Origin of the sequence: Mucilaginibacter gilvus (assembly GCF_004054195.1) — a bacterium.
GTDB lineage: Bacteria > Bacteroidota > Bacteroidia > Sphingobacteriales > Sphingobacteriaceae > Mucilaginibacter > Mucilaginibacter gilvus.
The window spans coordinates 409538-430808 of sequence record NZ_SBIW01000012.1 but is presented as its reverse complement, the minus strand read 5'-3'; the positions used below and the strand labels follow the sequence as shown (position 1 = coordinate 430808).

The 21271-nt window shown below is 48.0% G+C and carries 16 protein-coding genes; 5 read left to right on the top strand and 11 right to left on the bottom strand.

Annotation, left to right across the window (positions count from 1 at the left end; translation table 11 throughout):
* Positions 1-146 precede the first annotated feature (146 nt).
* The 3 genes from EPL05_RS21570 to EPL05_RS21560 all read right to left on the bottom strand — a co-directional run bounded on the left by EPL05_RS21570 (position 147) and on the right by EPL05_RS21560 (position 2659).
* Complete coding sequence (locus EPL05_RS21570; RefSeq protein WP_128536060.1) at positions 147-1157, bottom strand: hypothetical protein; 1011 nt, start codon at positions 1155-1157, stop codon at positions 147-149.
* Positions 1158-1313: 156 nt separating this feature from the next.
* A complete protein-coding gene (locus EPL05_RS21565; RefSeq protein ID WP_128536059.1) occupies positions 1314-1772 on the bottom strand; it encodes a YybH family protein in 459 nt (152 codons plus the stop codon).
* Positions 1773-1843: 71 nt separating this feature from the next.
* Positions 1844-2659, bottom strand: coding sequence for a helix-turn-helix transcriptional regulator (locus EPL05_RS21560; RefSeq protein WP_128536058.1), 816 nt, complete (start codon positions 2657-2659; stop codon positions 1844-1846).
* 250 nt (positions 2660-2909) lie between these two features.
* On the opposite strand from EPL05_RS21560, the gene EPL05_RS21555 reads away from it, so the two are divergent.
* The gene (locus tag EPL05_RS21555; RefSeq protein ID WP_128536057.1) at positions 2910-3506 is read left to right on the top strand and encodes a cupin domain-containing protein; all 597 of its coding nucleotides are present in this window, start codon (positions 2910-2912) and stop codon (positions 3504-3506) included.
* Positions 3507-3618: 112 nt separating this feature from the next.
* Here EPL05_RS21555 and EPL05_RS21550 read toward each other — a convergent pair whose 3' ends face one another.
* From EPL05_RS21550 to EPL05_RS21540, 3 genes are all read right to left on the bottom strand, one after another.
* A complete protein-coding gene (locus tag EPL05_RS21550) occupies positions 3619-4074 on the bottom strand; it encodes a DUF1684 domain-containing protein (protein WP_208394809.1) in 456 nt (151 codons plus the stop codon).
* Positions 4075-4410: 336 nt separating this feature from the next.
* Complete coding sequence (locus tag EPL05_RS21545; RefSeq protein ID WP_128536056.1) at positions 4411-5625, bottom strand: PQQ-dependent sugar dehydrogenase; 1215 nt, start codon at positions 5623-5625, stop codon at positions 4411-4413.
* A gap of 164 nt (positions 5626-5789) precedes the next feature.
* Positions 5790-6755, bottom strand: a complete 966-nt coding sequence (locus tag EPL05_RS21540; RefSeq protein WP_128536055.1) for a DUF2167 domain-containing protein — start codon at positions 6753-6755, stop codon at positions 5790-5792.
* 192 nt (positions 6756-6947) lie between these two features.
* On the opposite strand from EPL05_RS21540, the gene EPL05_RS21535 reads away from it, so the two are divergent.
* From EPL05_RS21535 to EPL05_RS21525, 3 genes are all read left to right on the top strand, one after another.
* Positions 6948-9500, top strand: coding sequence for a BamA/TamA family outer membrane protein (locus tag EPL05_RS21535; RefSeq protein WP_128536054.1), 2553 nt, complete (start codon positions 6948-6950; stop codon positions 9498-9500).
* A 266-nt stretch (positions 9501-9766) separates the two neighbouring features.
* Positions 9767-10498: a class I SAM-dependent methyltransferase gene (locus EPL05_RS21530; protein WP_128536053.1), complete on the top strand. Its 732-nt coding sequence runs from the start codon at positions 9767-9769 to the stop codon at positions 10496-10498.
* A gap of 753 nt (positions 10499-11251) precedes the next feature.
* Positions 11252-13645: a PAS domain S-box protein gene (locus EPL05_RS21525; protein ID WP_128536052.1), complete on the top strand. Its 2394-nt coding sequence runs from the start codon at positions 11252-11254 to the stop codon at positions 13643-13645.
* Between the two features lie 52 nt (positions 13646-13697).
* Here the strand turns inward: EPL05_RS21525 and EPL05_RS21520 are convergent, their stop codons facing one another.
* Both EPL05_RS21520 and EPL05_RS21515 read right to left on the bottom strand, forming a co-directional pair.
* Complete coding sequence (locus EPL05_RS21520; RefSeq protein ID WP_128536051.1) at positions 13698-13928, bottom strand: hypothetical protein; 231 nt, start codon at positions 13926-13928, stop codon at positions 13698-13700.
* Between the two features lie 144 nt (positions 13929-14072).
* Complete coding sequence (locus EPL05_RS21515) at positions 14073-14669, bottom strand: HD domain-containing protein (protein WP_128536050.1); 597 nt, start codon at positions 14667-14669, stop codon at positions 14073-14075.
* A gap of 154 nt (positions 14670-14823) precedes the next feature.
* Here EPL05_RS21515 and EPL05_RS21510 point away from each other — a divergent pair, with 154 nt between their 5' ends.
* A complete protein-coding gene (locus EPL05_RS21510) occupies positions 14824-17871 on the top strand; it encodes a glycoside hydrolase domain-containing protein (protein ID WP_243837345.1) in 3048 nt (1015 codons plus the stop codon).
* A 203-nt stretch (positions 17872-18074) separates the two neighbouring features.
* On the opposite strand, the gene EPL05_RS21505 is transcribed toward EPL05_RS21510, so the two are convergent.
* The 3 genes from EPL05_RS21505 to EPL05_RS21495 all read right to left on the bottom strand — a co-directional run bounded on the left by EPL05_RS21505 (position 18075) and on the right by EPL05_RS21495 (position 21250).
* On the bottom strand, positions 18075-18701 hold the full coding sequence (locus tag EPL05_RS21505) for a hypothetical protein (RefSeq protein WP_128536049.1): 627 nt from the start codon (positions 18699-18701) through the stop codon (positions 18075-18077).
* 225 nt (positions 18702-18926) lie between these two features.
* Entirely contained in the window at positions 18927-20378 is a 1452-nt protein-coding gene (locus tag EPL05_RS21500; RefSeq protein WP_128536048.1) for a hypothetical protein, read from the bottom strand.
* A 272-nt stretch (positions 20379-20650) separates the two neighbouring features.
* Positions 20651-21250: a PRC-barrel domain-containing protein gene (locus tag EPL05_RS21495; RefSeq protein WP_128536047.1), complete on the bottom strand. Its 600-nt coding sequence runs from the start codon at positions 21248-21250 to the stop codon at positions 20651-20653.
* Positions 21251-21271 lie beyond the last annotated feature (21 nt).

The following is a 21271-nucleotide window of genomic DNA, read 5'->3' as shown; positions in this document are numbered from 1 at the left end:
CAGCGTGGACGCTGACAAACATTTGCAGTCAGGCGTGGACTCCTGACCGGACGGGAATAAAGTTGGTGATAACACAGACTTTAGGCTAAGTGCTTACAGGAAATGTTAAAACCGGCCGGACGCAATATCGCTGCCCGGCCGTTTATTTATTTACTAAAGCAAACAGTTTTTAGTTTTTGTGTATAGTCCGGGTGGAGGGGTTCGTTGGTTTGGGCGAGGCGCTGGGAGCCAACGTTTGCGGGGCAGGCTATTCCGTTAGGGGCATCGTAAATTAGGTTTGGTTTGGCTGCAACAAGTTCCTTTGGTACATAAATTTGCGTTTTGGTAACAGAGTAACCGCTGGGAATAAAGCGGATGTAGTACCCATCCGGGTGCAGCGACCAAATGCCCGATGGCACATCCGGGTCGGGTTGCGGAGCCAGGCCGGCCAGTATCGCGTATTTCTCCATCTCCTCGTAGGATGACGAACCCGATGCTGCAAGCCTGCGGATGTTGTTCTCCGCCTCAAATACGGCTTGTACAGCCGGCGGCAACTGGCCTTTTGCCTTGTCCATCAGGTTTGCGGGTAATACGCCAAGCGCGCCGCCCTCCAGCATCAGCAGTTGCTGCGGGGTTAGCAGGGTGCTTGCGGTGAGTTTAATATCGTTACCCATATCAACAAAACGGGTGCGGGCAATAATGGCCCAAAGCAATACCTGTATGCTGTGCTGGGTAACCTCGGGGTGCTTCTCGCCACTCTTCAGGATGAGGATCACTACTTCCTTTTTGGGGCCTAACACGGGCGCCAGCATATAGCCATCGCCGCTGCTGGGGCCGCGGGTACCGGCGTGCAGGCAATAGCTTTTATTGGTCATTTCGTAAAAGCCTTCGCAAAGCTGGTAGCCGCCGGCTGGGGCTTTAGGTAACAAGTACAAGGGCTGTGGCTGCTTCCCGTCGGTAAACGAGGGCGACTTGGAGCCTGTTTTATCAACGTCCTGAAAGTTGGTAGTGATGGCTTGCGGCTGCTTTAGTATTTTGTTTAATCCGCCGCCTGATACCACTTCGGTACCTTTGTCCAATAGTTTTTTTCCGAGGCCGCCAAACTGCGCGTTCGCATTAATGGAACAGAAAAGCGATACCGTTAACGCTAAATAAGTACTGATTAATTGTTTTTTCATGTAGATGGTTTTTGTATCGCAAATTAATCGAAAGATATTAATATATCGTTAAGATTAATCAACACCAACTGTTACTTATACAAATCGCGGCACATTAATCTTTTAGTTTATAATGAACAGACATACAGCTTATTACTTGGTTGGCCTTCCCGCTTCTTAGCTTTTCCTGTCACTATTAAAAATATCCCTGAAGATCCTCCAGCCCTCCGGCGTCTTTTTCCAAAGTTTGAGGTATTTTCCGGTATCTATTATACTGCCGTTGGTGTTGAATACTTGCCAGGTGCCTTCTTCGCATAGGTATAGTTTGCCGTCGCCGTAAACATTGGAGGTGGAGAATTTTACGCCTTTAAGTTTAGTATCAGCGTAGGCTGCTTTAAAATCTTTAAGCAGCGCTGCGCGGCCACTTACCGCGGGTGCGTTTGGCGGCAGCAGAATGCCGTCGACCGTGTAGAGCGTAACAATGGCGGCATCTTTGTTTTGAAACAGGCGAAAGTACAGGGCGTTGTCCTTTTCTATTTCTTTCCTGATCGCCGGGAGTTCCTGACCCATAGATGGGTGACTGATGGATAGGAAGAATAAGGCAGCAAGCGTTGCTAAAATAATGTTCTTTTTCATGTTGATGGGTTTGTTTTATGGCACAAACCTATCGCTTATGAAAACCAACAAATTGTAAAAATCGGAACTGATCAGTTGCTCAGCGGCACAAAAAGGTCTGTGGAGCTTTCGGGCTGGAAATGGGAGGGCGTAAAGCCGGTGAAAAATTTAAAATCCTTAATAAAATGCGATTGGTCGTAATAACCGCAGCTGTGGGCAATGGTGGTTAGCGGCAGTTCTTTTTGCGTTACCAGCTGCAGGCTTTTTTGGAACCGCGATATCTTACCGAACGGGTTTGGCGTTAAGCCCGAATAAGCCAAAAACACCTTTTGCAGGTAGCGGGAGGAGATGCCGTACCTGGCGGCAACGGCGTTGATATTATCCGGAAGATCATCGTGGTTAACGCTGTGGATGATGCTGTTCATCAACTTTAGCTTCCCCATTTTTGGTTGGAAACGCAGGAGGCGCGCCAAAAGGAATTCTTCAATAAGAGCTATTCGCCGGGTAAGTAAAGGGGCGTCCAGTAGCTTTTCGTAAAGCAAGCGCCCATGCTTGCCAGCTACGTCGTGAAAGTCGGTTACCTGGTCGTTGAAGTCAGCTATCGGTTCCTCAAAAAAGCAGGCGGCGGTATGCGCAAAAAAGCGGATGCCCAGCATGGCGTGCTTCCCACTGGAGGTAAACGTAAATGGCCGGATGGTTTGCCCCCACAATTGCACACGTGGCTGGCTAAGCAGCCCGCCGTTTACAAGCCTTTGCGGCCCATCGTCGCCCAGGTTAAACATCAGCTCTACTTTGCCCGAGGCAAAAACCTTGTCTTCGGTAACGATGTGGGTGTCAGATTCGCACGTAAAATAGCATTGCACATAACGCTTTAAAATACTCCCCGGAATGTATTCCCTGTAACGCATATAGATAATTAACCCAACCTAAAATTAACAGAAAAAACTGAGGTTACCATGCTGATGATTTAGGACGGCCGCCTGTAGGCAACCCGAAAGGACTAAATATTTCCCCATTTCGTCTTAATTCCCCACCTCTTACTCCAATTTCAGCTATTTAACTCCCCTTATCTCTGCGATTATTTTTAAACGCAACTCTTAACCACCACATTAAAAGTATCTTTGCGACATTAATTTAATCATAACCCCTTACTTGTTAATGGACGAAAAGGAATACATACAAAGCGGAATGCTGGAAACCTATTGCGCAGGTGCGTTAAACGCCACCGAGCAGCAGGAAGTATTGCGTATGTGTGCCCTTTACCCGGCCATAAAACAGGAACTGGAAGCTATTGAATTGGCCTTTGAGCAACTGGCGCTATCCTTAGCTGTTACGCCACGCCCGGGATTGCGCGAAAAGATCTTGAACGCCGCGTTTAATATTCCGGAGCTCGATCTGAACAATTTGCCGCTTACCGATAATTCATCCGATTTGGATGCCTGGCTTAAAGCGTTATTCGGCCTTATTCCGCAGGAGCATACTGATCCATTTTACCATCACTTGTTACGACACGATGACCAGGTGACACAGTCCCTCGTGGTTTCCAAGGTAAACATCCCCGACGAAACCCACTCTGACCTCATCGAAAGTTTCTTTATCCTCGAAGGCAGCTGCCGTTGTGTGATAGCCGGGCAGGAGCACATCCTCCAAGCCGGCGATTTCCTGGAGATACCACTTCACCAGCACCACGATGTGATATTGCTTACCCCCTACGTGGTGGCCATTCATCAGCAACTGGCATTGCGGGTAGCATAGCTATCGGTTTACCTGCATTCCACATTATAATATTATTTACCGTAAAACAGCTAAGCTGTTTAGTGAGTACCCTCTTTAGCAAATTTTTTTTCGCCGGCTGGTATGGCAATCTTTAGTTGGTTTTCGTCGGGGGGTTGGGGCATGAGTAACCGCCTGCAAAAGCGCAGTAAGGGTTATAGGCTTTGTTAAAATCGATGGTTACGATGCCGTTTTTAAAGTCACCCTCGCGGAGGTCGATATAGCGGCCGCCACCGTATGTTTCCTGTGCGTTGGTTTCATCCGTAAAAGGTAAAAAAAGGTAGTCGGCATACAGGGGGATCTTGGCAAGCCCCGTACTGCGGTAAACCGAAAGTGTTATAGGCTTGCCCTTCACCTGCATGGTTAGATCGGCGTACTTTACATATTCCCTCCCGGTGCCTGCAAAAACGGGCATTACAAAAGTGGGGGCGCTGACTACTATCCGGGCATGGGCTTCCACTCTATAGGTACTATCGGCATCGTAAAAACGCAGGTATTGCAGGTCCTCTTTTTTCAGCGGTGAATTTTTATCCTCCAAAAAATCGTCCATATACTTTTAGCGGTAAGCGGCAATCTGCGTTTTATGGTCCTGCGCCAAAGAAGCAGTTGTGGAAAAGAGGAGAAGGGCTAATAGATATTTTATGTGTTTAATATTTGATGGTAGGGTGGTAAAGCCCAGTCTGCCTTTGCAATGATCAGGTAACTACCTATTGGCCCCGGCCTTTGCGCGACATTCGACAAGCTCAGGGTGACAGTCGCACCCCTACCCATGGGGGTATTAAAGCATAATTTGGTCGAATGACGGCGCCCCCCCTCCCCAAGGAAAGATTTGTAGCTGCACGTTTTATTTCATACTCACTACTTCCTACTCACTACTCACAAACCCCTACTTCCCAATCCTATACAGTTTCCCGCTATCGGTTACGCCGTAGAGGGCGCCGTCTTTACCTGTGGTGAGGGCGCGCCAGCGTTCGCCTTTATCTTTCAGCAAGCGTTCTTCGCCGGTTACTTTATTGTTGCTGATGATCAACCGCGCGATGTGCGAACCGCCGAGGCCGCCCACAAAAAGATTGTTTTTCCACTCGGGGATAGCGGTGCCGGTATAAAAGGCAATGCCCGACGGCGAGATGCTCGGGTCCCAGTAATAAACGGGCTGGGTAACGCCTTCTTTTTGCTGGATGCCATCGCCCACCTTGCTGCCGCTGTATTCTATACCGTAGGTAACCACGGGCCAGCCGTAGTTATTGCCTGCGCGGATGATGTTGATCTCGTCGCCGCCGCGTGGACCGAACTCGGCTTCCCAAAGTTCGCCGGTAACGGGGTTCCAAGCCATACCTTCGGGGTTACGGAAACCGTAGGCGAAGATCTCGGGCAGGGCACCTGCCTTACCTGCAAATGGTCCGTTTGCTACGGGCAAGCCGTTTTTGGTGATATGGATCACTTTACCAATGGCAGCATCAAGGTCCTGTGCCTTCATGCGGATGTCGTTACCAGACCGTTCGCCGGTGCTTACAAACAGGTTGCCCTGCTTATCAAACAAAATGCGCGATCCGTATTGTAACGGGCCGCGGTAAGCGGGCAGGGCACGGTATATCACCTGTATATCTTCTATAGAGCTTTCATTGGCAGCCAATTTACCTTTGGCTATGGCCAGCACGTTACCACCTGCAACTGCTTCGGCGTAATCCCAATAAACCATACGGTTGTTGGCAAAATCAGGGTCGATGTTCACATCCAGCAAACCGCCCTGCCCCTGCGCCACTACGGCTGGTAGGTTGGTTATCTTTTTATCGGCCTCCCCGTCGGCTTTCAGGATGCGCATGGTGCCCACCTTTTCGGAGATCAGAAAACGGCCATCCGGCAATACGCATAATCCCCATGGGCTTTTCAGATCGCTGGTAATCACGGTTGCAGTTATAGCGGTTTGGGTTTTTACACCCGGCGCGCGGGTTTGCCCTTTAAAGGCGGACTGGTAATCGCTGTTTGGCGATTTGGTTTCCACCGGGTCGCCCTCTTTTTGTTGAGCCAAGGCAGGCTTAGCTATAATAACCGACAATAGCCCAAGGCCCCAAATGAATTTCTTGCTTGATACAGGTGGCATAGTATGATGTTTAAATACACTCGTAGATGAATAGCCTAAATTAAGATTTAGTTTTAAGTTGCCACATACCCAATTGCCGGGCTTTGCTTAACCCTCAATATTTTTACAAAAAAACGCCCGGGCCTTTCTGCAAAGCCCGGGCGTTTTAATTGAAATAAACAGCGTTACAATGCCGGCTTATCTTCTTCCTTCTTCTCTTCCGTTTCGTTGCCAAGCGATTCTAAGGCGGCCACGGGTTCTTTTTCCTCTTCGGCCGGGGTAACAGGCGCTGCCGATTTTCTCCCGGTGAAGAACTTTTTGATGGCACCACCTACGCCTACAAACGCGAGGGCTATCAGCTTCCAAAATTTAACGGCGAGGGCAAAAAAACCAACTTTAGCCAGTATTTTACCAGCAACCAGGCCGCCGATGGTCCAGGCCGCTACCTTATCAATACCCGAATCGAAATTGGTGTATTTGTTACCGTCGGTAAATTCAACCATGGTGAGTACATGCGGCACGTCGGCTTTTACGGGTGCTATTTCGTTCATGGTGGCTATGGCGTTTAATACCAATACGCCTTTGCGGCCCAGTACACGTACATTATAATTAAGCGTGTTCACACTGTCAGTACCAAATTTCACTTCTTTGGCCCAGTGCAGAATGTGCTTATTGGCATCATAATACGGTGTTGCGGCCCAGCCGACAATGGTTATCGGCTCGTACCCGGTTTTCTGGCGCTCGGCATTGTTGTCAGTGGTCTCCTTTTTCAGGTTGGTGAGCATTTCATCGTAATTAACGTCTTTGGCATCATCGTCTTTTACGTAGCCAATGGCATCATACTGAATGTTGAACACATACCCGCCGGCCATAACACCCTGATCTTCGGGCAGAATAAAGCCCAAGGTCATGTTAGCCGTTTTGGGGTTGCCCCAAATTTCGGTAAGTACCCGCAGCGACTGTACCGAATCGAGGTATTTAAAGCCTTTAGGGACGGTTACCGTAGCTATACCATCGCCTATTTTGATGGTGCCATGCTGGTAGGTGAATGATTTTTCGAAGGCTGCTGTCTTTAGGCCCGTGCTATCCTGCGCCAGGGAAGCATTTACACAAAGGCCTAAGAAAACAATGAGGGCGTAAAGTTTTTTCATGCAATAAGGTTAGTTAAGGTTTTAAATATAATGGATTTGATGTTAAGGTTAAAATAGTTTTTCATGAAATCCAACTTGCTGTCTTCGGACTTTACCACAACAAAATTGTACTTTTAGCAAGGTTGCAGAACAAATGCACGCAGCGGATGTTAATCAACCTACTTTCAGTTCCTCAACGCCCCCGTACCATCTATGAGTTATAAACGGCTATTTGTAAGCGCCTTCTTTTTGTTATTAACACGTTTTGCTTATTCGCAACAGGCAAGCCCGCCGGATAGCATCACTATGGCCATTAACACCAAATTTGACAAAGCCGGCAAGGTAACCCGGTTATTGCTTGGCACTAATTACCGCAAGGTTTGGGCGCAGGAGATCAGGATGCCGGTGTTCCACCTCGATAAAGAAAAAGGCGGCTTAAAAATTACCGGTACCGGCGGCGGCAACCAAACTACGTCCTTACAATTGGAGGATTCGAGCGGCCGCGAATGGGTACTGCGCTCTGCCAATAAAACCACCTCGCGCGATCAGCCCAAGATCTATAAGAACACCCTTGTAGAGGCTATCATGTTAGATGCAGGTTCTATAGGTCACCCTTTCTCGGCACTGGCGGTGCCGCCTATGGCGCAGGCATTGGGCATAACCCATACCAACCCCAAAATTGTTTACCTGGGCGATGACCCTCAACTGGGCAAATACCGCGACGAATTTGCCAACCATGTTTACCTGTTTGAAGAACACGGCCCGGCAGATGGCGGCAAAGATTATAAAACCGAAAAAGTGCAGGATAAACTGGAAGAGGATAACGATAAAAAAACAGACCAGAAACTCATTCTCCGCGCCCGCATCCTGGATATGATCATGGGCGACTGGGACCGCCACGGTGGCCAGTGGAAATGGACCAAGGGCGAGGACTCTACCAAAAACACCTACGAGCCAACCCCCGGCGACCGCGACAAAGTTTTCTACACCACAGGCGGTGCTATATTTACCGTAATGGCCCTGGCAAAACCCAATCTGCAGCCCTATACCGACCACATTAGGCGGGTGGATATGTGGAACTATAACACCGTTGGGTTCGACCTTTACTTTTTAAACCAACCGAATGAAAAAGATTGGGAAGATGAGATTGCCTACGTACAAAAGACACTTACCGATAGCCTGGTTACCCGCGCCGTGAAGCTTATGCCGGCCAACGTGTACGCGGTTTCAGGTCCGCACATCCTCAAAACTTTTTTTAAGCGGCGCGACCATATCAAAAAGTTCGCCATGCAATACTACCGTTTCCTGGCACAAAAGGTGGACGTCCCCGCATCTGATAAGGACGAGCATTTTACCATCAACACCCAAAAGGATGGAGACGTAAAAGTGACCATTAACAAGGTAAAAAAGGACAACACCACAGGCAAGGTTATTTACCAGCGCACGTTTAAAAAAGAGGTTACCAACGATGTGCGTCTGTACGGCCTGAGCGGTAAAAACAGCTTCGAGGTTACCGGCAGCAACCAAACCCCTATAAAAGTGCGCATGATAGGCGGCACCGATACCGACACCTATCATATTGATACCGCGCTGAACAACCGCAAAAACCTATACGTGTACGATGTGCGCGGACCAGGCAACAGCCTGCCAACCTCCAGCGAGGCGCACCTTAAACTATCTAACGACACTGCCATAAACGCCTACAAACGCCCAGAGAATAAATACACTACCTACACGCCCATAGTAGGCGTTGGTTACAGTACAGAAGACGGCCTGCAGCTGGTGGGCGGCGTGGGGCTTACACAATATAGTTTCCGTAAAGAGCCTTACCGCAACACGCAGCAGCTGAAGGTGAACTATACGCTCAGCAAAAAATCCTTCATTGTAACCTATAGCGGTATTTTTAAAAGCGTTTGGGGCAAAACCGACCTGCTGGTAAACATCACCGAACGCGGCCCGCGCAATACCAACAACTTTTTTGGCCTGGGCAACGTGGGCGAATACCAAAACGAAAAAGAGTTTTATTACTACCGCAACAGGTACGATTACGGCGTAGCCGATATTCGTCTGGCGCATAAATTTGATAAATGGCAGGTAAGCGGCGGCCTCATCACCGAGTTTTACATCGCTTCGCGCGGGTCTAACTTCGATCACTTTTTTAGCCAGTACGACCAGGAACATCCCGAAGAACGCCTTTTTGATACCAAACTTTACGAGGGCGTTATTGGCGGAGCGGTGTATGATAGCCGCAACAACCAAACCTTCCCCAGCAAGGGCGTAACCTGGCGCACTACGGTAACCGGGCTTACCGGGCTCAATGTAGGCGGCCATAGCAGTGCCTCCTTTCTCAGCACTTTCAGCTTTTTTGTGCCGATAAAAGATTCAACCATAGTACTTGCCAACCGCACCGGCGTGGGTCACATTGTGGGCAAGGGCGAATTCTTCCAGATGATGAACCTGGGCGGATTAACCCTGCAGGGCTTCCACACCAGCCGTTTTATAGGCAACACCGTGCTCTACAACAACCTGGAACTGCGCGCCAAACTGTTCAATTTTAACGCTTACGTATTGGCCTCGTCCTTCGGCCTGGTAGCCTTTAACGATGCCGGCCGTGTATGGCTCAAAGGCGAACACTCCAGCACCATCCACGATACCTACGGCGGCGGCATCTTCCTTACTCCCTACAACGCCTTCCTGCTCCAGGCCGTTCTCGGCAAAAGCGCCGATGGATACCTGAGTTATATAACGGTAGGATTTAGGTTTTAGGGGAAGGTTTTTAATATCGAATGATGAATTTCGAATAATGGACGCAAACCGAAGTAAATTCTCTGCACCCCCTTATAGAGGGACTAACTTTTACCGTCGGTAGTTCAATTGATCAGATGGCCGAATTGAATGGACAGATTAACATTTGATATATATTTGCTTAAAAGGCATTTTTTGATGAGGGACATAAATAATATGTGCCTATTTTTATACCTTTAACTAAACTAATGAGAAAATAAGTTTTCTTGGTTTCTTTAAATGATAAAATGAAATTAAAAAACCCAAGGTCGCAATCTGATCTTTCAATAAAGAAAAACTACCACGTATTGGAGGTTGGCCCGGGTAACTATCCACATAAAAGATCCAATGTGCTCGTGGAAAGATTTATAGATATCAATTACCACAGATCTGGTGACCTTAAAGTTTTAGGAAATCAAACCCTTATTGAAGCAGACGGTCATGCGCTTCCATTTAAAGAGAAAGAATTTGACTACGTGATCTGTAGCCATGTACTTGAACATGTGGACGATCCAGCGAAATTTTTAGCAGAACAATTCCGGGTTGCACCACGCGGTTATTTAGAAACGCCATCTATCATTGGTGAGTATTTAATGCCCAAAGAATCACACAAGTGGGTACTCCAGGAAATAGACAACAAAATCGTAATGTATGAAAAAGATAAAATTAATTTTCATACAAGTCCAGACTTAGGATATATCTTTCTAAATTATCTTCCTAAAAATTCAATCGGCTTCAAAATAATGGATATAACTCATGCGAATCTTACACGCGTGAATTACGAATGGGAAAATGAAATTGAGGTCCTCATCAATCCGGACTCTGATTATTACAAACAGTTTTTTACGCAGCCATTGAATGAAAAGCTTTGCAAAATTTTGTACCCGGAGAAAAAATTAAGTACAGAACTCTTAGATGCTGGAAAAGCCTTTGGTAGTGTCATTTTATCAGTCATAAATAGTAGGTTATTAAAACAGTAATTAGGATCTGCCGGTTAGAGCCCTGCTTTTAGGAGCTATCCTATTGACCGCCTACAAGTAATTCAGCTTATCCTCAGGTAAGCCACCCTTCCATTTAAAAAAAGCAACGCTTATTTAAGGAACCCGGCGAGCAGCACATCAATATTATTGAGCGTATTTTGCTGCAACACGGTTTTGCCATACTGGGTAAAATAGGTATGCCGGTAAGCAAGCTAATGTTAGATTGCCACCAGTCGCGGTCTGTATACTCTTTTTTTAACCTGACTGCCCACCCTCCCTGGCGCAAGTATGCGGCTTTGGGCATTGAAGGGCGTTCTCGTGCCTAACCACATGCAAAGCAAAGCGGCAAAGTCAAGAGTACGCCCACTCCTACCCTACACTGCATCCCCCCGCCATTAATAACCCTTGCATACAGGCCACAAGCCGGATACGCGGCAGCGATAAGAATACTTGCACCAACCTTCCCCACCTAAACCCGAGAGCAGCGTAAAGCCGCTTCTCCCGGCGGCTTGCAGCGGATAGCGGGGCTGTCGTAACCTTTAAACCACTGTTAGTGCTTTTCCAAATCATCATAGTAAACCGGCTAATACCCCTCTGCGGGAGGGAATAGAAAAACCCTGGCTCCACCTTTTCCTATGGCCGCCAAACTTAACACAACCACCTTACCACCTATAGGAATAAAGCCTCACCAACCCAAACAAATTAGCCGCTTTTTTATTTTATTCCTATTTTCCGTTATAGTTTATCCATGCCATGACAAAGCCATCAGATAATAAGCCCCTGTTAAACGAACAAGCGATTTTTGCGAGTGAGGAACGCTTTAGGGCGCTGGTTACCGCTACGTCTGACGTTATTTACAGCCTTAGCGCCGACTGGCGGATTATGCGGCAGTTGGATGGGCGCGGTTTTTTAAAAGATACGCACGAACCCACAACCGATTGGCTGGCAAAAAACGTTTATCCCGGCGATCAGGAAATGGTAACAGCCGCTATCAAGGAAGCCATCAGGGATAAAAAAATACTTCAATTAGAACACCGGGTGCAGCGGGTTGACGGCAGCACTGGCTGGACTTTTTCGCGTGCCGTGCCCATCCTGGATGAAAGAGGCGAGATAACGGAGTGGTTTGGCACCGCCAGCGATATTACCGACCGTAAACAGGCTGAGGAAGCGCTGCGGGAAACTACCGAACGTGCCGAGCAGCAAAAACGACTATATGAAACCATCACCGCCGGTACGCCCGACCTGATGTACGTATTTGGGCTGGATTACCGCTTCACTTATGCCAACGCTGCCCTGCTAACCATGTGGGGCAAAACCTGGGATAATGCCGTTGGCAAGGGCTTGCGTGAAAATGGCTACGAAGAATGGCACGCCGCCATGCACGAACGGGAGATAGACCAGGTGAGGGCAACCAAACAATCCGTCCGTGGCGAAGTATCCTTCCCGCACGCCACTTTGGGCAGGCGGGTATACGATTATATCCTCACCCCGGTGCTGGATGAGAACGGCGAGGTAGAGGCCGTGGCCGGTACCACCCGCGATGTTACCGAACGCAAGCAATGGGAGCAAGCGCTGGCGCAAAGTTCAGAAGAATTGCAATCTATTAATGAAGAGATGGCCTCGTCCAACGAGGAACTTGCATCCACTAACGAAGAGCTGAGCGCATCCAACGACGAGCTGGGATCGCTTAACCGGCAGCTGTTGGCCGCCCGTCAAAAGATAGAGGAAGGGGAAGTGGCGCTTCGCTTAGCCATTAATGCCGCCAACTTTGGCACCTGGTTCATCCATTCAGTCACCAGAGAATTTATTGTTGATACCCGTTTGAAAGAACTATTTGGCTATTATCCGGAGGAGAGCCTGTCTATTGAACAGGCTTTGGCGCAGATAACCGAGGAGTACCGCGGATATGTGGCAAACAAACTGGAGAACGCCATTTATCATAACGGCGATTATGATGTAACCTATCCGGTGATCGGCTTGCATGATAACCAGCTGCGCTGGCTGCGGGCCATTGGCAACCTCAAGGCAGATCCGTCCGGGGCTTTCTCGGCCTTTACCGGGGTGGTGATGGATATTACCGACCAGTACCTGGCGGCTGTAAAAGTAGAGCGTGCCGAAGAAGGTTTGCGTATGGCGGTTGATGCCGCCGGGCTTGGAACCTATTTTATTAATGCTACCGACAGAGTACTTTCCGCATCGCCAACCTTAAAAGAGTTTTTCGGCTTTAAGCCGGATGAGGAGGTCCCTTATGAAGCAGTTATTAACCAGATCCACCAGGATTACCGCCAGAAGGTTGCCGAAATGGTGGAGGTCGCCTTTACAAAAGGCCAACGCTTTGATATGGAATACCCGGTAATAGGTTATCATGATGGTGCCACCCGCTGGGTGCGCGGCATTGGTACCATGCTCAATTATGACGGTAAGGACTTTTTCACCGGTGTACTGCACGATATTACCGAACGTAAGCGCGACGAGATGCGCAAGAACGATTTTATAGGGATGGTGAGCCATGAGCTGAAAACGCCCCTTACCTCGCTCAACGCCATTATACAGGTAACCAATGCCAAGCTACAAACCAGCGACGACCAGTTTTTAGCCGGTGCCATGGCTAAGGCAAACGCCCAGGTGAAACGGATGAGCACCATGATCAATGGTTTCCTGAACATCTCCCGACTGGAATCGGGCAAGATCCTGATAGAAAAAAGTCGCTTTAATATCCAGGAGCTGGTAGGCGAAATTGCCGAAGAAATGAAGTTGAGCGTAAACAGTCACCACATTAGCCTACCGCAGTGCGCATCAACCGAGGTATATGCCGACCGGGATAAGATCAACTCCGTGGTTTCCAACCTTATCAGTAACGCGGTTAAATATTCGCCCAAGGATACCACCATCCAAATTTCCTGCACAATAAAACAAAAGGAACTCATTGTAAGCGTAAGGGACGAAGGCATTGGCATAAAACCCTCAGACGCCGTTAAAATATTCGACCGTTACTACCGCGTAGAGAGCAGCAATACCCGCCACATCTCCGGTTTCGGTATCGGCTTATATTTAAGCGCCGAAATAGTAGAACGCCATGGTGGCAAGATCTGGCTGGAAAGCGAACCCGATAAAGGCTCTACTTTTTATTTTAGCCTACCGCTTTAATTTGCCGGGAAGGAATTTGGACAATAGGAAATACTTGCACAAGCTAACCCACTTAAGCCCGTATTCTTCGGGATGCAGCGGGGCTGGCGGTGGCTTTGTAAATAAACTTCACATTGCTGTGCGATAATCCATCGTTGATGCCGAGGCTGGTTTTAAAGGCATTTTGGTATTGCCCGTATGCCCCCGCCGCATTAAAAAACAAGGCAATTACAAACAAGTATACACCACACCTAAAGGCTTTTACGGCCGATTCATGAACACGAGAAAAAGAAATAGTTTTCACCCCCATTTATTTTACAGTAGCAGTTTTAGGTTTAATAATTGGCCGGCAAATTCTAATAATCGGAAAAATCGCTTCTACAGCATTGTACCCAATGCAACGGATAAAGTTATGAAAATGAGCGCGTAATTTATATTAGGGTAACGCTTATTTAGGAAACCCCGCAAGCAGCACATCAATATTATTGAGCTTATTTTGTTGCAATACGGTTTTGCCATAGGGCGTAAAATAAGTGTGCCGGGTAAGCAGGCTGATGTTGGATTGAAACCAGTCGCGGTCGGTATACTCTTTTTTTAGCCTGGCTGCCCACTCCATCCGCAGCAGCCTGGCGCGCTTGGGGTAATCGGCGCGCGAAAGGTGCGAGAGATCGGCATCGCAAAGCACCTCTTCCATTAAATTAGTAGGGGTTTGCGGTATTTGCGTAGCGAGGATGCAGCCCGAAACTTTGGCGATGAATTTTTCGTCGGTGCCCTGCTGTTTTAAAAAAGTGGCGGCAATGGCAATGCTGCTATCCTCGTGCCCGGCATAGGCGTAGCAGTAGCCGGTATCATGAAACCAGGCGGCTATCTGTACAATAATGGTTTCTTTTTTGCTGAGGCCCGAGTTTTGGGCTATTTCGATGGTGGCGTTCACAACACGTTCGGTATGCCGTAGATTGTGGAAATACATATCGGGCGACAGTTGAGTGCTTAGCAGTTCTCGTACGTAATTCTCGGCATCTGTTACTAATACTGCCCTGGCCATAAAAAGCGTGTAGTTTTACGGCTAATTAGCTAAACATTCTGTAGAAAAACTGGATTTTCACGTCCATTTTTCTTTATATTGAGGCGGGGCCGCGCCCGGTCTATCCATATTTTTTTGTTAATTTGGGCTATCAACGCTATTCAATATCAAGCCTATGCATCGTTTAGTAAAAGCCTCCCTCCTGTTTTGTTTATTGTTGGTTTTTGGCAGTAATGCCATCGCTCAAAATATTAAATATGTAAACGGTAACAACAGCTGGGACCCCGATTCGCTGGGCAACCACCGCGCGGTTCTCAACGTGGACGCGGCCGGCCCGGTTAGTAAAGCCGTAATAGTCTGGCGCCGGCACGACGGGCCCGCCAATAAGCAGATCATGGTAGTGGATGCTAAGACCAATAAGCGCGTCCTGAATGTAAAAACGGAAAATATCTCCCGCGAGAGCGGCACCATTTACTTTGAACCAACATCCGGCGCGGGGAAATATTATGTCTATTACATGCCCTATAAGGTAACCGCCCGCAGCAATTACCCAAAAGCGGCGTACCTGACGCTAAAAAACACAGCATCTGAAGCGTGGCTGTTAAAAACCGGCAAATCTACTAACGCCACCCTGCTTTATTTGGAAGCGGTTAATGCCTTCAATAGTTTTTACCCGATGGAGGTGATTGCCACCAAAGCCGAAGTATCGACTATTAGCAAAGCAAAACCCTATTTAGTTTTTACCGAGGACAGGACGAACCCCATTAAAATGCCGCAGGACCTGCCCCAACGCTGGATCCAGAAAGGCGCTACGCTGAAGTTTAGCGGCACGGCAGCAAAGGGCGAGAATTACAGCTACCAGTTGGGCGTGTATGCGGCAAACAAAGACTTGAACAATGTTAAGGTGAACTTTTCTGATTTGAAGGATACGAAAGGCCACGCCATATCGTGGTTGGAGATGAGCTGCCTGAATACTTATGGGACTAAATATGACGGCACCCATCTTGAGAAAACCGTTAGCATTGCCAAAGGCGACGTGCAGGCGCTATGGTGTTTGATAAATGTCCCCGCTAAAACCGTGGCAGGCACTTATAATGGCTACGCAACTGTTTCTGCAGATGGTGTGCCCGCCACCAAAGTACTGGTTAGCCTGGCTATTAAAAACCAAAAAGCTTTAAACGGCGGTGTTAACCACCCGGAATTACAAACCCGTCTTACCTGGCTTAACTCTACATTGGCACAGGAGAATACGGTAATAAAACCCTACACCCCGTTAAAGGTGGACGATAAAACCATCAGCTTATTGGGTCGTAAGGTTACCTTAGCCAGTAACGGCTTCCCAAAGGAAATTCAAACTTTTTTCACGCCGGAAATGACAGAAATGTCAGTCACTCCGAAAAACATTTTGGGTGAGGGCATCCATTTTCATGTGATTGATGCGGCTACGCATAAGGATGTTGCTTTTAAAGGAGAAACGAAATCAATAGATCAATTTGATAAAAGTACCGGGGATAGAACTACCATAAGCTATAAAGATGGCTTTACCTTTACTAACACAACCTCTGGCAAGATAAACTGGGAGAGCAAAAGCGCATCCGATGCATTAGACATGGAAGTCAACGGCAGCATCGAGTTCGATGGCTACATGAACTACCAGGTAAAGTTTACTGCCAAAAAAGATATCAGTCTCGACGATATTAAACTCCATATTCCCTTTGATACCGCCGCCGCCAAATACCTGATGGGCCTTAACCAAAAGGGCGGCTACCGCCCCGATACCCTCAACTGGAAATGGGACGTGGCCAAAAAGAATCAGGATGGCGCCTGGATTGGCGAAGTGAATGCCGGCCTGCAATACTCCCTGCGCGATGAGAATTACGTGCGCCCGCTCAACACCAACTTCTACCTGCAAAAACCACTGTTGCTGCCCACTAGCTGGGGCAACGGCGGTAAGGGTGGCATCCTCATCGCTAAAAAGGGGACTAACATCCTGTCGGAAAATTATAGCGGCCCGCGTACTATAAAAAAGGGCGATGTGCTGTACTACAACTTCACGCTGCTCATCACCCCCTTCCACCCTATCAATACCGATTTTCAGTGGAGCACGCGCTTTTACCATAAGTACAACAACCTGGATACCATTAAAGCTACCGGCGCTACCGTGGTGAACATCCACCACGCTACGCCCATCAACCCTACCATCAATTACCCCTTCATCGCCCACAATGCTATGAAGCATTATATCGATTCGGCACATCAACTGGGCCTCAAAGTGAAGATTTACAACACCGTGCGCGAGCTGAGCAATAGTGCCTACGAAACCTTCCCGATGCGCAGTCTGGGTCACGAGATCTACTCGTCCGGCAAGGGCGGAGGCTACTCCTGGCTGCAGGAACACCTGGGCGACGATTACATCGCCGCCTGGTACGTGCCCGAAATTAAGGATGCCGCCATTGTAAACAGCGGTATGAGTCGCTGGCACAACTACTATGTAGAAGGCATGAACTGGCTGGTGCAGAACGTAGGTATCGACGGTATTTACCTAGACGATGTGGCTTTTGACCGCATCACCATGAAACGCATCAAACGCGTACTTACACAGGACGGGCACCCCGGTATTATCGACCTCCACAGCGCCAACCAATACAACAAAAGCGATGGATTTAACAACAGCGCCAACCTGTATATGGAGCACTTCCCCTACCTTAACCGCTTGTGGTTTGGCGAATACTTCGATTACGAAAAGAACTCCCCCGATTTCTTCCTCACCGAAGTATCGGGCATCCCCTTCGGCCTGATGGGCGAAATGCTGCAGGACGGTGGCAACCCATGGCGCGGCATGGTATACGGTATGACCAACCGCATGCCCTGGAGCGACAACGCCGACCCGCGCCCCATCTGGCAAGCCTGGGACCAGTTTGGTATGCAGGGCAGCAAAATGATAGGCTACTGGGTACCCGCCAACCCCGTAAAAACCGGCAACCCCAAAATACTGGCAACCGTGTACAAAAAGGCCAACAAAGCCCTCGTAGCCATAGCCAGCTGGGCAGACACCGATACCAGCATCAAACTAACTATCGATTGGAAAGCCCTCGGCATCGACCCCACAAAGGCCAAAATAACCGCCGCGCCCATCAAAAACTTCCAGCAGGCCAATATTTTTACAGAGGGTAGCGAGATACCGGTGGCTAAGGGAAAAGGGTGGTTGTTGTTGATTGAGTAAGGGAATTGGTGGCTAAAAGTTTAAGGCATTTGAAAAGCAGGGACAGAAGCAATAGGTGCCGATAGCCCCGCTTTCCCTCCAAGCCACTGAAAGAAGCGGACTTTCCGTACAATCGGGTTTAGTTGGGTTGGGCATGTGCGACTTTACTTTTGACAACAGATCCCCCTCAGTTCTATATTGACATTCACCTGGGCTTAAATTTTTTATTCAAAATCGATATATTTCCTTTGATTAAAGATGCTACCATTTGGTAAAATGTGGACAGTTTCAAGTTCTATTGGTGAGCCATAAGGTCCTATGATTTTACTCTCGACAGCAACACCAATCTTATTGGACGGCTCCGTAAAATTCTTTACGTTACCGTAAGTTTCAAAATCATCAATGAGTTTATGACTTGGATACTCATATAAAGAAAACAATACACCAGCATTACTTACGATAAATTGCAATTGCCCGAGGTCAAGCCTTTCGTCTATCCCTCTAATAACGGGGCGACTGAACCTATTAGCATTGGTAAAGGCAAAAACGTCTCCTACATTATCCCTGTCTACGGCGACAATAAACTTATCCTTGTTAATGAAGAGGCCTTTTGGAAATTCAACTTCTTCTTCTGGCCAAGCCCTATTAGGGAAATATTTACTGTAGACATGTTTCCAGGCTTTAATGACACTGCCGTCCGTAGAGCCAATATTAAAAATCAATGGGTCGGTTTCTTTATTTTGGAATGAAGCTATAGAATAATGAATCTCGCTACGTAAATAAGTTGCATTTGGGTAAAACCGGTCGTAGCCGAGTCCTTTCATCAAGGCAATTATCTTCAAATCATACATAATTTACTCTCTTATATTTTAACGCTCGTAATTTGTTAAAACTACTCATAAGTCCCCTTTATTTCAATGACTTTCTCTCCAATTACTCAACCTTTTTGCCCCTACTGGTCGAAGTTTCCAAATTAATCCTAAATCAAAGCAAGTATTCGCACGAAACATTATTCACAAAAAACAAGGCCACCTCCCAGCAGCCTCATCTCTCTTAAATCAATCAATATTCAATTTTTATTTCTTAACCGGCTTAGCGTTGGTATTCACCTTGGCGTAGATGGGGAATATGAAGCTGAAATCGGTTTTTATGTTTGTGGTATCCTTGTTTTTAATATACGCTATGCTGGCATCGCGGTGGCAGGTAATGCACGATGCATCCGCCTGCAGGAAGGTCTCCAGCGTGGTGTTACCCAAAAAGTTTGGCGCGGTTGGCCCGGGGTGAATTTCCGACTGCTCCCACTGCGTACCTATGAGCTTATAATTGGCCCAAACGGTGCCTTTAAGTTTGGCCTGCCATTGCTGGTTCACCAGTTCGGTATAACGGTAAACGGGGTACACGCGCATGGCCTGTGTACCAAACGAATCGCGCTTGCTTTGCTGACCGGGCGAGCCTGTAGCGTAATCGCGGGCATAAGGCATGGTAGGTTCCCACATATATTGCTGGTTATCTCCCTTAATGGTATCTGCCGGGGCGTTAGGTGTACAATTAAGGCAGTCTGGGTTATAAAACGACCATTGCCTGCCGCTCATTTGCGCCTGCTGGGCATCATCCGGCGTGTTATCAATGTGCTCAAACGTGGTCCAGATCTGGTTAACAAATACCTTGGCTGTTTTGCGCACAATGTGCATCCCCACCATGCCCACGGTTACGTTGTTAATAATGAGCGGCTTATGGTTACGGGTGTGCAGGCTATCAATAAAAATGGTGGCCTTGCGGCAATAGTAGCGGCTGGTATCGTCGCCGGCAGCGGGGAGTAAAATGCGCCAGGAGGCCTTGATCTCTATGATCCCCAAATTTTTGGCCTTCTCGTTGCTTTTCGGCAAATCGATTGCGTTACCGGTTTTACTCCCCGCATTGTAGATGCCCTGCGTGGTAGTGAGGTGGTTATCAAGGGTGAAACTGGTTTCTACCGGGTTCATTTTTATTTCGTAAAGGGCAAAATTGAGATTACGGTCTATCAGTGGGTGGCCGTCGGCCTCCTGGAAACCGTTCAGGTCGTTAGAATTGACAGATTTAATGGCGCCCAGGCCATGCGGCGCTTTCGAATCGAGGTAAAGAAACTTTTGCCCGCCCTTTTTGGCTATGCCGAGGCGCAGATTAAGCAAAGGCATACCTGTGCCAAAAACCTCGGCAGGGTCCTGGTAATGCTCCCACACGCGGGGTGCGTTCACTGAATCGGTAATGGAGGTACCGATAGGGTTACCTGCGGCATTGGCGGGCCAGTTGAGGGCTATAAAAGTTTGCCAGGAGAAGATATCGAAAGGCGTTTGGTGCAGCGAATCGAGAAAGCTATCGTAGCCGAGGCCGAACTTTTCATCAACATCGTAGGGAATTATGGAGCAGGGGTTATCCGCCTGGGTGGAGTCGCAAAAAGCGTTTGGCAGGCCGCTGGCGTTATGGCTTTGAAAATATTTGCAGGCCAGCAGCATCCCGAAAGCAACAACAACAACGAGGAATTTTTTCATAAATCAGGGTTAGGTAGAGGTAAAAAAAATAGCTAACAGCTTTATTATGAGTAAATTTAATTAATTAAAAACCACAATAACAAGCGCGCAACCCATAACCTGGCGCAATAGTTTAAATAAGGGTTAAAAGAGGTTTTGTGCAGGGTAATTAAGCGGCACAACTTACAGGAATAACCGGTAACAACAGGGTAATTTCACCCTTTTGCTAATTAATCCACAAAAAAAGGGCCACCTCACGGCAGCCCCTCATCGTATTTAGTTTGATCAGTTTATTAAAATGCCGACTTATCCGCATCGTTCTTAGCCTCAATTTTGGCAATAACGCGGCGCACCTTTTGCTGGCGGGCTGCTTCATCGTCCGCAGTTTCGGGGATGGTGAGGTCGGTTACTTCTGTCGCTGCGGTACCACGGCCGTAAAAGCGGTCCTCGTTAAAATGCTCGTGCTCGTAAAAGCCTACCGCCTCGTACGGGCCGGCGCTGCCGCCTTCAAAAATATTGCGGATGGCCACCTCGTTTTCGGGCGTCAGAACGCCGTGTTCGTACATCGGCAGCGTGTATAGCTGCTGGGCGCTTACATTAGGGATTATTACATCGTCATCATCGGTGTGCAGTTCTGCCACACCGATGGGGATCAGCACATTGCGGTCGTCGGCTATATCGGTACCGTTGGCCTTTAGTTCTACCACGAGGTAACGCACCGCGCGCGATTGCGGGTCGAACAGCAGGTCGTCCACCTCGCCAAATTTATAACCATTGGTATCCAGTACGTTCCAGCCGGTAATATCCGGTTCGCCATCCACTATCTGGTAATCGCTGTCGCTTAATGCCTTAAGCCCGCCATTATATGTTGTGTTTTCATCTTCAAAAGCCATGATCTTGTGTTGTTAATTTTT